The sequence below is a fragment of the Halomarina pelagica genome (genome assembly GCF_024228315.1).
GTDB classification, from domain to species: domain Archaea; phylum Halobacteriota; class Halobacteria; order Halobacteriales; family Haloarculaceae; genus Halomarina; species Halomarina pelagica.
The window spans coordinates 803,128-817,298 of sequence record NZ_CP100454.1; the positions used below are offsets into that span (position 1 = coordinate 803,128).

At 69.5% G+C, this 14,171-nt stretch carries 15 protein-coding genes; 7 read left to right on the forward strand and 8 right to left on the reverse strand.

Features of this window, described 5'->3' with window-relative positions:
• The first annotated feature begins 19 nt into the window (after positions 1–19).
• Positions 20–946, forward strand: coding sequence for a replication factor A (locus NKI68_RS04275; RefSeq protein WP_254545453.1), 927 nt, complete (start codon positions 20–22; stop codon positions 944–946).
• The gene (locus NKI68_RS04280; RefSeq protein WP_254545454.1) at positions 947–1,561 is read left to right on the forward strand and encodes an RPA family protein; all 615 of its coding nucleotides are present in this window, start codon (positions 947–949) and stop codon (positions 1,559–1,561) included.
• Positions 1,562–1,633: 72 nt separating this feature from the next.
• Here NKI68_RS04280 and NKI68_RS04285 read toward each other — a convergent pair whose 3' ends face one another.
• From NKI68_RS04285 to hutU, 5 genes are all read right to left on the reverse strand, one after another.
• Positions 1,634–2,230: a hypothetical protein gene (locus tag NKI68_RS04285; RefSeq protein ID WP_254545455.1), complete on the reverse strand. Its 597-nt coding sequence runs from the start codon at positions 2,228–2,230 to the stop codon at positions 1,634–1,636.
• Between the two features lie 108 nt (positions 2,231–2,338).
• On the reverse strand, positions 2,339–3,979 hold the full coding sequence (locus NKI68_RS04290) for an HAL/PAL/TAL family ammonia-lyase (RefSeq protein ID WP_254545456.1): 1,641 nt from the start codon (positions 3,977–3,979) through the stop codon (positions 2,339–2,341).
• Positions 3,969–5,171, reverse strand: a complete 1,203-nt coding sequence (hutI, locus tag NKI68_RS04295; protein ID WP_254545457.1) for an imidazolonepropionase — start codon at positions 5,169–5,171, stop codon at positions 3,969–3,971. Before hutI ends, NKI68_RS04290 begins: the two co-directional genes overlap by 11 nt.
• Positions 5,168–6,100: a formimidoylglutamase gene (gene hutG, locus NKI68_RS04300; protein WP_254545458.1), complete on the reverse strand. Its 933-nt coding sequence runs from the start codon at positions 6,098–6,100 to the stop codon at positions 5,168–5,170. The genes hutI and hutG overlap by 4 nt, the downstream gene beginning before the upstream one ends.
• A gap of 1 nt (position 6,101) precedes the next feature.
• Positions 6,102–7,871, reverse strand: a complete 1,770-nt coding sequence (hutU, locus tag NKI68_RS04305) for a urocanate hydratase (protein WP_254545459.1) — start codon at positions 7,869–7,871, stop codon at positions 6,102–6,104.
• Between the two features lie 83 nt (positions 7,872–7,954).
• On the opposite strand from hutU, the gene NKI68_RS04310 reads away from it, so the two are divergent.
• Together NKI68_RS04310 and NKI68_RS04315 are read left to right on the forward strand one after the other, a co-directional pair.
• A complete protein-coding gene (locus NKI68_RS04310) occupies positions 7,955–8,602 on the forward strand; it encodes a helix-turn-helix domain-containing protein (protein WP_254545460.1) in 648 nt (215 codons plus the stop codon).
• Between the two features lie 161 nt (positions 8,603–8,763).
• Positions 8,764–9,939: a M24 family metallopeptidase gene (locus tag NKI68_RS04315; protein WP_254545461.1), complete on the forward strand. Its 1,176-nt coding sequence runs from the start codon at positions 8,764–8,766 to the stop codon at positions 9,937–9,939.
• A gap of 93 nt (positions 9,940–10,032) precedes the next feature.
• Here NKI68_RS04315 and NKI68_RS04320 read toward each other — a convergent pair whose 3' ends face one another.
• On the reverse strand, positions 10,033–11,481 hold the full coding sequence (locus NKI68_RS04320; protein ID WP_254545462.1) for a YjiH family protein: 1,449 nt from the start codon (positions 11,479–11,481) through the stop codon (positions 10,033–10,035).
• Between the two features lie 238 nt (positions 11,482–11,719).
• On the opposite strand from NKI68_RS04320, the gene NKI68_RS04325 reads away from it, so the two are divergent.
• The 3 genes from NKI68_RS04325 (at position 11,720) to NKI68_RS04335 (ending at position 13,143) form a co-directional block, all read left to right on the forward strand.
• Positions 11,720–11,872: a hypothetical protein gene (locus NKI68_RS04325; RefSeq protein WP_254545463.1), complete on the forward strand. Its 153-nt coding sequence runs from the start codon at positions 11,720–11,722 to the stop codon at positions 11,870–11,872.
• A 292-nt stretch (positions 11,873–12,164) separates the two neighbouring features.
• The gene (locus tag NKI68_RS04330) at positions 12,165–12,536 is read left to right on the forward strand and encodes a DUF7344 domain-containing protein (RefSeq protein ID WP_254545464.1); all 372 of its coding nucleotides are present in this window, start codon (positions 12,165–12,167) and stop codon (positions 12,534–12,536) included.
• A 196-nt stretch (positions 12,537–12,732) separates the two neighbouring features.
• Positions 12,733–13,143, forward strand: coding sequence for a DUF8146 domain-containing protein (locus NKI68_RS04335; protein WP_254545465.1), 411 nt, complete (start codon positions 12,733–12,735; stop codon positions 13,141–13,143).
• A 17-nt stretch (positions 13,144–13,160) separates the two neighbouring features.
• On the opposite strand, the gene NKI68_RS04340 is transcribed toward NKI68_RS04335, so the two are convergent.
• Both NKI68_RS04340 and NKI68_RS04345 read right to left on the reverse strand, forming a co-directional pair.
• On the reverse strand, positions 13,161–13,586 hold the full coding sequence (locus NKI68_RS04340) for a hypothetical protein (RefSeq protein ID WP_254545466.1): 426 nt from the start codon (positions 13,584–13,586) through the stop codon (positions 13,161–13,163).
• A gap of 86 nt (positions 13,587–13,672) precedes the next feature.
• Entirely contained in the window at positions 13,673–14,125 is a 453-nt protein-coding gene (locus NKI68_RS04345) for a DUF5814 domain-containing protein (protein WP_254545467.1), read from the reverse strand.
• Positions 14,126–14,171: the final 46 nt, after the last annotated feature.

Consider the following 14,171-nt stretch of genomic DNA (forward strand, 5'->3'; position numbering starts at 1 on the left):
ACACGCGGAGACGGCAACCATGACGGAACTTCGACAACACGCCGAATCGATACAGGCGCAGTTCTCCGACCAACTGGATATAACGGTAGAGGAGGTGCAGACCCGCCTCGAGACGCTGGTGAACGACTACAAGGTCCCCGCCGAGGAGGCCCGCCGCTCCATCGTGAGCAGCTACCTCGACGAGGCCGGGATGGACCGCGATCAGCTCGGCGGCGGCGGCAACGACCTCGTGCAGGTCGCCGACGTCGACCAGGACGAGCAGTGGATCGACGTGCGCGCGAAGGTGGTCGACCTGTGGGAGCCCCGCAGCGACGCCATCTCGCAGGTGGGCCTGCTCGGCGACGAGTCGGGCACCATCAAGTTCGTCTCGTTCACGACGAGCGACCTCCCCGAACTGGAGGAGGGCGCGGTCTACCGCCTCGGGAACGTCGTCACCGACGAGTACCAGGGCCGGTACTCGGTGAAGCTCAACCGGACGACGAGCATCGAGCGCCTCGAGGAGGACATCGAGGTGGGCGACGACGCGACCGAGGTCGAGGGCGCGCTGGTCGACATCCAGCGCGGCAGCGGCCTCATCAAGCGCTGTCCCGAGGAGGGGTGTACCCGCGTGCTCCAGAACGGTCGGTGTAGCGAACACGGCGAGGTCGAAGGCGAGTTCGATCTCCGCATCAAGGGCGTCCTCGACGACGGGACGGACGTCCACGAGGTCATCTTCAACCAGGAGATGACCGAGGAACTCACCGGCATCGCGCTGGAGGAGGCGAAGCAGATGGCGATGGACGCGCTCGACACGTCCGTCGTCGCCGACGAGATGAAGGCGGACGTGCTGGGGGTCTACTACCGCGTGCGCGGGCCGACGCTCGGCCGCTACGTCCTGGCGAACGAGTTCGAACGCCTCGGGCCGGTCGATCCCGAGGCGGCGCTCATCAAGGCGAGGTCGATGTAAATGTCCGGAGCACCCACCCGCGAGGTCGCCCGCCGCGTCTTCGCAACCGAGTTCAACGACGCAGTGTACACGTTCAAGGAGTCCGACGAGGAGCGCGCCCCGGTCTACGCGCTGCTTCCCACCGGCGAGCGCGCCAACCGCGTGTTCATCGTCGGCACCCTCACCGAGACGGAGGACGTCGGTAGCGACAGCGAGTACTGGCAGGGACGGGTCGTCGATCCGACGGGCACGTTCTTCATGTACGCCGGCCAGTACCAGCCCGACGCCGCGAGCCACCTCCGCGAGGCGGAACCGCCGGAGTACGTCGCCGTCGTCGGCAAGCCCCGCACCTACGAGACGGACGAGGGCGAGGTCAACGTCTCCGTCCGTCCCGAGTCCATCACGACGGTGGGCGCGGACACCCGCGACCGCTGGGTCGTCGAGACCGCGACGCGCACCCTCGAGCGCGTCGGGGCGTTCGACGACGGCGGCGAGTACGCTGAGATGGTCCGCGAGCACTACGGCGAGGACGGCGAGTTCGACGTCGAGCGCTACCGCCGCGCGGCGCTGAGCGCGCTGGAGGACCTCGATTCGGACGGTGAGGAGTCGGAGGCGGAACCCGAAGCCTCCGTCTGAGCGGCGCGCACCGCCGTCTCGATCACTCCCCGAGCGCCGCGGCGAAGCACCTTCCGACCGTCGGTGTACCCTCTAGAGGTTCTCCCGCTTCCGATCGATCGCCATCGCTATCTCGGGGTCGTCGACGGGGCCGATGATCCACGCGAGCGGTATCGGCTTCCGTTGGGTCCCGAGGTCCAACTTCGCGCGTTCGCCGAACTCGCCGCTCGTCGGCCGACGCTCGTTCGACGGGACGTCGACGACGATTCCCTCGGTGATGTAGCCGTAGATCGAACTTCGCGGGCCGCCGGCGTAGTACGCGACCCGATCGCCCGGCCGCAGTTCGGCGGCGTCCACGCCCGGCTCCGGGCCGTCGATGGACCACTCTCGCCCTTCTGCCTCGGGCGAGAGGTCGGCGACGTGTTTCCCCCGTCGGCACTCGACTCTGGCGTAGACCTCGTACCTCGCGATCTTCGCCCTCGGGTGGTCGTTCCTCCACCCGTCGAGCGCCTCCTCGACCGCGTCCCTCGTCACTTCCTGCCGCGACGCGGCGTCGATCGTCGTCTCGCCGACGTGCGTCTCCTCGCCATCCGTCCGGTACGTGACGGCGAGGACGTACCACTGGCGGGCGTCCGCCTCCGCGACCTGTTCGAACGAGAGGCGCTGGTCGCCGACCTCGATCTCACCCATTGTGTTCCCCTCCATTCACGACAAAATGTGTGAACATATTACTCGAATAGAGAGGTGGGCGTACAAGTCTTCAACGGTTCTTCCCGACCGTCCGCGTCGATCAGCCGCTCACCCGTCGAGCGGTTCGCCGAGCGCTCCGGCGATCACGTCGTCCAGCGCCCCGCTCGCGACGAGCGCGTCGCAGGCGGCGACGTCCGGCCGGAGCGGGCGGTCGTCGTCGAGCGGCGGGACGACCTCGCGGACCGCCCGGTAGGTCGCGCCCGTCCCGACGCCGTGTTCGAGCGCGGGGTCGACGAACTCGGCGGCCTGCGCGCCGCACAGCAGTTCGATGCCGACGACGGTGCGGGCGGCGTCGAGCGCGCGACGGGCGGCGAACGCCGCCGTCGCGCTCATGCTGACGTGGTCCTCCTGGTTCCCGCTGACCGGCGTGTTGTCGGTCGACGCGCGGCCGATCGCGCGGCACTCCGCGACGTGCGCCGCGGCGGTGTACTGGGCGATCATCAGCCCCGACCTGAGCCCGCTCTCGGTCGTGAGAAACGGCGGGAGGTGCGGCTCCTGGACGTGCGGGTTGAGCGTCCGGTCGACGCGGCGCTCCGAGATGGCGGCGAGTTCGGTGAGCGCGCCCGTCACGTAGTCGAGCCGGAGCGCGAGCGGTTCGCCGTGGAAGTTACCCCCGGAGACGACGTCGGCGACGTCGGTGCCGCTGGTGCGCCGGTCCACGCGGCCCGCCGGGAAGACGAGCGGGTTGTCCGTCGCGCTGTTGAGTTCGACCTCGACCGCCCCGCGGAGGTGGGCGACGGCGTCGCGGACCGCGCCGTGGACCTGCGGCAGGCAGCGGATCGAGTAGGCGTCCTGCACGCGGTCGCAGTTGCGGTGGGACTCGACGATCTCGGAATCGGCACAGAGGCGCTTTACGTTCGCCGCGCTGACCGCCTGTCCGGCGTGCGGGCGGACCGCCTGAACGGCCGCCTCGGCGGCCGCCGTCGTCCCCATCGTCACCTCGGTCGTGAGCGCGCCCGCCGCGTCCGCCGCGCGACAGAGGCGTTCCGCGTCGTGGACGAGCAGCGCCGCGATCCCCACCGTCAGTTGCGTCCCGTTGATGAGCGCGAGGCCCTCCTTCGCGCGGAGCGTGAGCGGTTCGAGGCCGACCGCCGCGAGCGCCTCGTCGCCCGGCAGGCGCTCGCCGTCCACGTCGCCTCGTGGGTCCTCGCGCCGCTCCTCCCCGCTCGACCGTTCGGTCGGACGCCGTTCGACCCGCGCCGCACCCTCCCCGAGGAGCACGAGCGACATCTCCGCCAGCGGGGCGAGGTCGCCGCTCGCGCCGAGGCTCCCCCGCGAGCGGACGACCGGGTGGACGCGCTCGTTGACGAGCGTCACGAGGTGGTCGACGACGACCTCGCGGACGCCGGAGTAACCCTTCGCGAGCGCGTTGATCCGCGCGAGGGTCATCGCGCGGACCTCCTCCGTTGTCAGTTCGCGCCCCGCGCCCGAGGCGTGGCTCCGGACGAGGTTCGTCTGGAGGCGATCGATCTCCTCCGGTGGGATGCGCTCGTCAACGAGGTCGCCGAAGCCGGTGTTGATGCCGTAGACGGCCTCGCCGCTCTCGATCACGCTCTCGACGCGCTCGCGGGACGCCCTGATCGCCTCGCGCGCCTCGTCGGCGACGACGACGCGGGCGTCACCCCGCGCGACCGCGACCACCTCCTCGGGGGTGAGCGACGCGCCGTCGAGTTCGACCTCACCGACCACGCGCCACCTCCCCGTCCTTCAGGACGGTCTCGACGGGGATCGTGTCGAAGACGTACGGCACGTGGACGTGCGAGGGGGCGTCCACGACCGCGACGTCGGCGCGAGCGCCCTCGCGGAGCGTCCCGCGGTCGTCGCGGTTCAGCGCCCGCGCGCCGCCGTCGGTGGCCGCGGCGACCGCCTCGGCCGGGTCGAGCCCCATCCCGACGCAGGCCAGCGTGGTCGCGAACCCCATGCTCCGGGCGTAGCAGTTCGGGTTGAAGTCGGAGGCGACGGCGACCGTCGCGCCCGCCGCCAGGAACGGCGCGGGGTCCGCGTACGCCGCGCCGAGGCCGAAGGCGGTGCCGGGGAGGAAGACGGCCGTCACGCCCGCCTCGGCCAGCGCGCGGGCGTCCTCGCGGGTGGCGTGCAGGAGATGATCGGCGCTGGCCGCGCCGACCGACGCGGCCAGCTTCGTCCCGCCGAGGTGCGAGAGTTCCTCCGCGTGGACCTTCGGAGTCAGGTCGTGCTCGATGCCCGCCTCGAGCACGCGCCGGGACTGCTCGACCGAGAATACGCCCTCCTCGCAGAACACGTCGCAGAACTCGGCGATCCCCTGCTCGGCGACGGCGGGCACCTGCTCCTCGGCGACCTCGGCGGCGTACTCGTCCGCGTCGTACCCCTCGGGGACGGCGTGCGCGCCCATGAACGTCGGGACGACGTCGACCGGGTGCTCGGCGTCCGCCCGCGCGATGGCTTCGAGCATGCGAAGCTCCGTCTCGGCGTCCAGCCCGTAGCCCGACTTCACCTCGACGGTCGTCGTCCCGTGGGCGAGCATCGCGTCGAGGTGGCCGAGGAGGTTCGCCAGTAACGCCTCGTCGCTCGCCTCGCGGACGGCCCGGACGGTGCGGAGGATGCCGCCGCCCGCGGCGAGGATCTCCCCGTAGGTCTTCCCGCGCAGCTTCGCCGCGAACTCGTCCGACCGGTCGCCCGCGAACAGCGCGTGCGTGTGGGCGTCGACGAACCCCGGGAGCAGGGTCTTCCCGGTCGCGTCGATGGCGGTGTCGGCGTTCTCGGGGGGGTGCTCGCGCGTCACCGCCGCCGAGGGGCCGACGGCGACGACCCGCCCCTCCTCGATCGCGACCGCGCCGTCCTCGATCCGCTCGTCGGGGCCGACGAACACCTCGCTCGCGCCGTGGAGCACGGTCTGCGTCATGCTCCCCCTCTCGACGCGACGGTACTTAGCACGTGGGCGACGGCGCGGGCGGCGGCGGCGACCGTCCGGCCGTCCCGGTCGAGCGGCGGCGCGCACTCGACGACCTCGAACCCGCGGACCCGCTCGTCCGCGACGACGCGCCGGAGGACCCGGAACAGCTCCCGGGTGGTGAGGCCGCCGGGGGTGGGCGCGCTCACGCCCGGCCCGGCGGTCGCGTCAAGCACGTCGAGGTCGACGCTCACGTACACCTGCTCGACGTCGCCCAGCGCGTCGAGCGCGCGCTCTGCGGCACTCTCCACGCCGTCGCCCACCGCCTCGGCCGTGACGACGGCCCCCCCGCGCTCGGCGACGTACTCCGCGTAGGCGGTCGAGGTCTCGAAGTGGCGCGCCCCGACGCAGGCGTAGGCGTCGAGGCCCGCCTCGAACAGCTGTCGGTAGGGAGTACCGCTGGTCGGCCCGTCGCGCGCCTCGCGCACGTCCAGGTGGGCGTCGAGGTTGACGACGCCCAGGCTCCCCCGGTCGAGCAGGGGACGGGCGTTCGCGTAGGTGAGGGAGTTGTCCCCGCCGAGGAAGACGGGGAACGCGCCCGACTCGTGGAGGCGGCGGGCGACCGCCGCGACGGTCCCCTGGGCGTCGGCGACCGGCTCGCGCCCGTCGAGCGACACGTCGCCGCAGTCGCCGACCGACGGGGCGGCCCCCGATCCGAAGCGGTGGGTCTTCACCCCCGCGAGGGCCCGTCGGATCGCGGCCGGTCCCTCCCGCGCGCCGGGGCGACCGATCACCGCGCCGTCGTACGGTTCGCCGAGCAGGACGGCGTCCGCGTCGATCGTTCCCTCGGCGCTCACCGGCCGGACGACGTGGCCGAACTGCTCGTCGTTCGGGTCGTCGGATGTCGGCTCCCACGCGGCGGGCGGATCGAGGCGGGACACGTCACCGCTCCCCGCGCTCGTCGCGCATCGGGATACGGACGCCCGAGCGCTCGGCCTCCTCCAGCGCCTCCTCGTAGCCCGCGTCGGCGTGGCGGATCACGCCCGTGCCGGGGTCCGTCGTGAAGACCGCCCGGGCCTTCTCGGCGGCGAGGTCGGAGCCGTCGAGGACGACGTGGTTGTTCGCGTGCAGCGCGTTGCCGATGCCGACGCCCCCGCCGTCGTGGACGCTCACGACGTCCGCGCCCGCCGCGCAGTTGAGCAGCGCGTTGAGGATCGGCCAGTCGGCGATCGCGTCCGATCCGTCCCTCATGGCTTCGGTCTCGCGGTGCGGGCTGGCGACGCTCCCCGCGTCGAGGTGATCGCGCGTGACGACGATCGGCGCGCCGATCTCGCCCTCGCGCACGAGGTCGTTGATCCGCAGCGCGAACCGCGCGCGCTCGGTGAGCCCCCGTTCGTCAGTCCGGTAGCCAAGCCAGCACACCCGCGAGGGGAGCCCCTGGAAGTGCACCTCCTCCGACGCGAGGTCGATCCAGCGGCGGAGCGCCTCGTCCTCGGGGAAGAGTTCGAGGACCGCCTCGTCGGTGCGGCGGATGTCCGCCGGGTCGCCCGAGAGCGCCACCCAGCGGAACGGCCCCTTCCCGCGACAGAACAGCGGGCGGACGTAGGCGGGCACGAAGCCGGGGAAGTCGAACGCAGTCGGTAGATCCCGGTGCTCTGCGACCTGTCCACGGATGTTGTTGCCGTACTCGAAGGCGACCGCACCCCGGTCCTGTAGATCGAGGATGGCGCGGACGTGGCGGGCCATCGTGTCGAGGCTCTCCTCGACGTACCGCTCCGGGTCCGCCTCGCGCAGCGCGTCGGCCTCGGCGACGGCGTAGCCCGACGGGACGTACCCCTCCAGTTCGTCGTGGGCGCTCGTCTGGTCGGTCACCACGTCGGGGACGAAGCCGCGCTCCAGCATCCCCTCCAACATATCGGCTGCGTTCGCCACGACCCCGACGGAGTACGGCTCGCCCGCCGCGGCGGCCTCGCGGGCCGCCTCGATCGCCTCGTCTACGTCGTCGGTCTTCGCCTCGCAGTAGCCCGTCTCGATCCGGCGGTCGATCCGCGCCTCGTCCACCTCGGCCGCGATGCAGACCCCGCCGTTCATCGTCACGGCGAGCGGCTGCGCGCCGCCCATCCCGCCGAGGCCGCCGGTGGCGACGATCCGCCCCCGAAGGCTCTCGCCCTCGGGCCAGTGCTGGCGGGCGCACTCGGCGAGCGTCTCGTAGGTACCCTGGATAATGCCCTGCGTGCCGATGTAGGCCCACGAGCCGGCGGTCATCTGTCCGTACATGATCAGGCCCTTCGCCTCCAGTTCGTGGAAGTGCTCCCAGTCGTCCCACTTGCCGACGAGGTTGGAGTTGGCGATGAGCACCCGCGGGGCGCGCTCGTGGGTGCGGAACCGCCCGACGGGCTTCCCGGACTGGACGAGAAGCGTCTCCTCGTCCCCGAGCGTCCGGAGTTCGTCCACGATCGCGTCGTAGGCGTCCCAGGACCGCGCCGCCCGTCCCGTCCCGCCGTAGACGACCAGCCGCTCCGCGTCCTCGGCAACCTCGGGGTCGAGGTTGTTGTTCAGCATGCGGAGGGCGGCCTCCTGTCGCCATCCCTGGCACTCGATCTCCGTACCGGTTCGCGCCCCCCGGTACCCGCGCCACGTCTCGCTCGGTTCGCCGACCTCGAAGTCGGCGTCGGCGTCGGCGTCGATCTCACGCTGCGCTGACTCGTCCATACTGTAGAATCGTTACGTTTCGCAAATACCTTCGACCCCGCGTGCGGCGGGGGGTTTATATCGATGCTCCGTCGACCCCGTCCATGTACGAAGCGATCTTCCGCATCCGGGGGGCGGAGGGGTACGCCGCGGCGACGGCGGGCACCGACGCGCGCATCGAACTGTGGTGCAACGACCACTGCGACCTGTTGCACGTCACCGACGGGGCGGCCGAGGAGACGCTCGCCCGCGTCGAGGCGTCGCTCGGCGTCCGGGAGTCCCTCCGCCGGGAGGGCGAACTCGTCGTGGTGACCGAGCGCTGTCTCAAGGAGCGCGATCCGACGCACGTAGAGCGGTACCTCGCGGAGCACGACTGCCTGCTGGTGCCGCCGCTGCGCTACGCCGAGGGGGCGAAGTTCTGCCGCCTGCTCGCGCTCGACCCGGCGGCGCTCACCGCCTGCTACCGCGACCTGATCGACGACGGGTTCGACGTCTCGGTGGAGGCGAAGCGCGAGATCGAGTCCGTCCGCCCCGACGCCCCGCTGCTGACGATCGAGGAGGTGCTCCCGACGCTCACCGCGCGCCAGCGCGAGGCGTTCACGACGGCCTACGAGCAGGGGTACTACGCCATCCCGCGGGAGACCTCGACCGCGGCCATCGCGGAGGCGGTGGGCGTCGAGCGGCGCACCGCCGAGGAGCACCTGCGCCGGGCGGAGAACAAGCTAGTGGCGGCGCTCGTGCCGTACCTCTAGACGGTATTCGATGCGGCTCACGAGCGGGGATGCCACGACCCGTGGGGATACGTCGTCCGTGGCCCCACTCCCGGAAACCGTCGGTTAGCGCCGTGCGGGACGTGTTAATCGCTAACCCTGTTCAGTGTCGTTTATCACTCGGTTCGCCCGATTTCGCTACCATGGCTCCCGCTTATCCGCGGCTGAGGACACATCTCGACGAGGCAGGAACCGACGGGTACCTGATCAACGCCGACGGCGAGGACAGCAACCAGTACTACCTCTCGGGGTTCTACGCCATGAGTAACTTCGTTACACTGTACACCGACGGAGAGGTTCGGCTTCTCATCAACGATCTCGAATACCCCCGAGCGAGCACCGGCAGCGACGGCGACTGCGTCCGTCGGCTCTCGGAGTTCGACTACGGGAGTAGGGTCGTCGAACACGGGCCGACGAAAGCCGGGCCCCTCGCGACCGCGGCCTTCCTCTCCGAGTACGGAATCGACTCGGTGTCGGTACCCCCGTCCTTTCCGAACGGAACCGCGGACGTCCTGCACGACCGGGGCGTCGAGGTCGTCACGGATTACGACGACGCCGTGGCCAGTATCCGTGCGGTGAAGACCGACGAGGAGATCGAACGCATCGAGGAGACACAGCGGGCGAACGAGCGGGCGATGGCCGTCGCGGAGGGGATGCTCGAACGCGCGACGGTCGACGCGGGCGTCTTGGCCCTCGACGGGGAGGTCCTGACGAGCGAGCGGGTCCGTCGGGCGATCGAGGTCACGCTCCTGGAGGAGGAGTGTGGACTGAGCGACTGCATCGTCGCCTCGGGCGCGGAGGGCGCTCGGGCCCACGCAGTCGGATCGGGACCGATCGAGGCGGGTAAGCCGGTCATCGTCGACATCTTCCCGCGCAACAGGGAGTCGCGGTACTTCGCGGACATGACCCGGACGTTCGTGAAGGGCGAACCGGAGGCGAAGATCCCGGAGTGGTACGACGTGACCCTCGAAGCCTACGAGACGGCACTGGAGACGATCCGACCCGGCGTGACCGGCGAGGCGGTGAACGAGGCGGTCTGTGACGTCTTCGAACGCGAGGGCTATCCGACACTCCGGACCGACGAGTCCACCGAGGACGGCTTCACGAGCAGCACCGGTCACGGTGTCGGCCTCGACATTCACGAACGGCCAAAGCTCAGCTGGGGTGGCGGGGAGCTACGCCCGGGTCACGTCGTGACGGTCGAACCTGGGCTGTACGAACAGGGAACCGGCGGCGTTCGCCTCGAAGATCTCGTCGTGGTGACTGAGACGGGCTACGAGAACGTGACCGACTATCCCCGGGAACTCGGCGTACTGTAGCGTCCTCTGTTCAGCACGCCGCTTCTCACGGTCCGCGGACAGCGCGCAGGCCGGCCGCGTTGGATCCCTCCGCCGTGCCCGTCCGCGTTCCGCTCACAGCAACCCCAGCGCGGCGACGAGGTGGGTCATCGCCGCGACGAGCGGGACGAGGATGGCCGTCCGCATGACGAACAGCGCCACGAGGTCGCGGAATCGGATCGGCACGTCGGCGAACATGTCCATGGTCATCGGGCCGACGCTGGAGAAGAAGATGAGCTGCGAGACGGCGAGGACGGCGACGAAGAAGCGGGCCATCGGCGCGGCCTCCGCGACGAGCAGGACGGGCACGTACATCTCCGTGATGCCGACGATGGTGGCGGGCGCGACGACCTCGGGGTTCGGGATGCCGAGCAGGTCGATCACCGGGACGAGCGGCGCGCCCAGGATCTCGAACGTGGGCGTGTACGCCGAGAGCACGACGGCGGCGAGCCCCACGAGGAGGATGGTGCCGAGGATGAGACTCGTCAGGCGCAGGCCGTCGACGAACCCGCGGCGGGCGGCTTCGAGGAACGTCTCGCCCCGCTCGGCCTTCCCGACGGCCTCGCTGAGCGCGAATCTGACGTAGTCGCCCCCGGACCCGCGAAACGGCACCTCGGGATCGGGCTCGGCGACGTACGCCTCGGGCACGGTGCTGATCGGCGGGACGCGGACGAGGATCGCCGCGCAGACGACCACGCAGACGAAGTACGCGAGGAAGATGACCGGGAAGAGGTCGAGCATCTCCACCGTCGCGGCGACCACGCCGACGAAGCCGATGCTCACCGTCGAGAAGCACGTGGCGATAGTGAACACGTCGCGCTTGTCGTAGCCGCCGCGATCGAAGACGTTGCGGGTGACGTACAGCCCCACCGAGTAGGAGCCGACCCACGAGGCGAGGCTGTCGAGGGCGGCCCGTCCGGGCAGGCGAAACAGCGGCTTCATCACCGGGCGCGAGAGCGTCCCGACGAACTCCAACCCCCCGAGTTCGACGAAGATCGTGATGAAGACCGCCCCGACGGGGATGATCACGCCGACGCTGTAGATCAGCGTCCCCCACATGAACCCGCCGACCCCGGGGGCCCACAGCCAGCCGAGGTCGTATCCGGCAAGCGAGTCGAGGTGCAGGAACAGGACGGGGGCGACGAGCGCCCCTCCGACGCGGAGCGCCCAGAAGCCGGTCGAGGTCTCGAAGTACGAGAGGTCGTAGGCGAGCGAGAGCACGCCCCGGGCGTCGAGTTCCGCCAGGGTGGTCAGCGCGCCGCCGGCGACGACGATCGCGAGGCAGTACACCCCCACCGCGTCCGGGAACGCCGTCGTGATCCCGTCGACGGCGACGTCGAACGGAACCGTCAACTCGCCGTTCCAGGGGACGGGAACGAGGAAGAAGACCGCGCCGATGGCGAACGCCGCGACGAACTTCGCGACCGCCCGCGGATCGAACTCGTTCAGGTCCACGTCGTCGATGCTCCGCGCGTCGGGTTCGGTCTCGACCGTCCAGATCGGGTCTCGCGCTTCGGTAGCCATGTCCATATCGTGAATGAGGAACCGTGATAGTGTGTCCTGCCCCGCCGTGTGCGGGTGGGTTCAAGTAGGAGTGCGGATACCCCCTCGTCTCGCGCGCGGTTTCGACGGGAGCGTAGGCGGACGCGGTGAGCGTCGAGCGACGACCGCCGCGGACCCTTCGAGCGCGTCGGACGAGTCTCTACGTCTCTCTATTGCCCGATCCGGTGGTTTGAAATCCGGCGAGGGTGATCCCGCGATCGTGCGCGTATGGGAGTCGGCCGATGGGGAGAGAACGACGGGGCAGGGCATCCCCTACGGTTTCACGAAGGGTGAGCTATCCTCCGAGGACACCTTCGTCACCGAGGACGGCGACCTCGTGCTGAATGGTAAGCGCTACCAGCGAGTGGGGTGATCCTCCGGTTCCTATCGTACGGCCCTCACGCTCTCCCCGTGCGCTCCGAAGAACTCCCGAGGGAGGGGGAGGAGAGAACGCCCCACGACGGAAATCGCGTCCCCGTCCTGGATCACGCCTCTCGTACCTTCGGGGTGCCCCGGACCGAGCGACGTGTAACGAGATCCACCGAGCGTTTCTCACGTGTCTCCACTGAATTGACAGTAACGTTCCCCGGGTAATGAACACGTAACTTGAACAAGCCGAACGCTTTCGTACCTTCACTCGGATCGTCACACCACAGGTGGAATAAATGTCGGCGTGGGACCCGACAACGGCTCCGGATACGGCACTCGGGATATTATCCCATACACGCCGTCGGGCCGTTGTCAATACGATCGTGGGGAACGGTGGAGAGACTACTCGGCAGGCGCTCGTCAGAGCGGTGGTGGAGGAAGAGAGTGGACAACCGATAGGCGACGTAGAGACGGGGCGCATCCGGGACGTGCACATCTCGTTGTATCACAACCACCTCCCGAAGCTGAGTCAGCACGGCATCCTGGATCACGACCAGGAGACCGGGGAAGTGACGCTCTTAGACGTTGAGGCGCTCAAGGCCACCGTGGGGACCGCCGAGGAGACGCTACGTACCTCTCGGGAGATCATCGAAAACTTCTGTCGATAGGGTCTCCCGAGGTGCTGTCGCCGCGTGATCGAGACGGTCGGGGGAGACGACTCCCCTCACAGCGTCGTTCACGGCATCTCTTGACGACGCGACGATCGTAGAGTAGCGAGCGCGCGACGTCAGCAGTGCTGACGGTGGAGGTACCGACCCGTCTGACGAACCGTTAAGTAGGCGGACCTGTTAGTGTCGCTATCGCATGGGCAACAAGAACAAGACGATCTCCTTTCGCGTCAACGAGGACGCGTTCGAGAGCCTGCGGGACATCGCGGAGGAGCGCGACATCTCGCTGTCGGCGGTGTTCCGCGACTACGTGGACCAGCTCGTTGCCCACGACGGCCAGGTGCGCGTCGTCCCGGAGCACGAGGTTAGCGACGACGGGTCGAGTTCCACCGAGTTCCCGCCGAAGGTCGAGGTGCCGAAGAGCTTCATCCGCGAGCACGAGCGCCTCGAACTCGAGACCGACCACCTCCGCGAGCAACTCGACGAGTACAAGCGCTACGTCACGCAGCTCACCCAGGAGCTAGAACAGTACGACGAGGAGGAGGTCATTCTCCTCGAAGACCTCGACGACGAGACCGAGGCGGACGAACCGTTCCGCCTCGGGTAGCCCGTCGGCTCCCCACCTTATTCCCTGCACTCGAACGAGACGACCAGGTCGTCCAGTTCGGTCCCCGACTCGTCGTACGCCACGACCCGGTACCGCCCGCGCTTCGGGCCGTCTACCACACGGCCGTACGTCCGCTCGGAGAGCTTGAATTCCTCACCGACGGGGATCACGGCCACCTCCTCCCCGTCGTCGTACAGCGCGAACCGGGCGGGAGCGGGGCCGTCAGAGTCGTTCCGCACCGTCACGCGGAACTCGACGCCGCTCGAATCGGCGGGCGCGGCGACGGCCTGCTGGATCACGCCCTCGTCGGCACCGCTGACCGCCTCCGTCGTACAGTCCGCCTCGGAACTCGCGTTCGATCCCTGAAACCCGACGCATCCGCCGGTGAGCGTTCCGCCGGCAGCGATGACACCTGCGAGGACCTCGCGTCGCGTTGGACTCATCTCCGACGCATCTCCTTCTCGCGACGTGATAAGTCTTCTCGGGGGAAAGCGTGTGCCGATCCCCGCGGTACGCCGCCTCGACTCGATCAGGACAGCCGTCGCTTTCGCTCGCGCGCTTCGGTCGCCACCGACTCGTTCCCCTCGACGGCCGCCAGTTCCTCGACCGCCTCCAGCGTCCGCACCGCGTCGTCGAGGAAGGAGAGCACGTCGCCGGGGTAGGCGTAGAGCATGTAGTCGTCGCCCATCACGTCCACGATGGCGTCCGGCCCGAGTCCCCCCTCGCGCAGTTCCAGCAGGTATCGGACGAACTTCTCCTCGGGGTGGCCGCAGTGGGGGTTCGACTCGCAGTCGCAGTCGAGGAAGTCCGCGGCGAAGTCGAGCGCGCGCTCCCGCGTCGCGTCGTCGAGCTTCGCCAGCCCGTCGCCCTGAAAGAGGATGTCGAGGGTCGCCCCCGAGAACGCGCTCTTGGGGATGTTCGTCTCCAGCTGCGAGCTGATCTGCCGGTGGTTCTTCAGGTAGATCTTGTCCGTGATGGCCACGCTTGACGGGGGAAGGCGTTCGGGGCGTAAAACTCCCTCGGGCGGG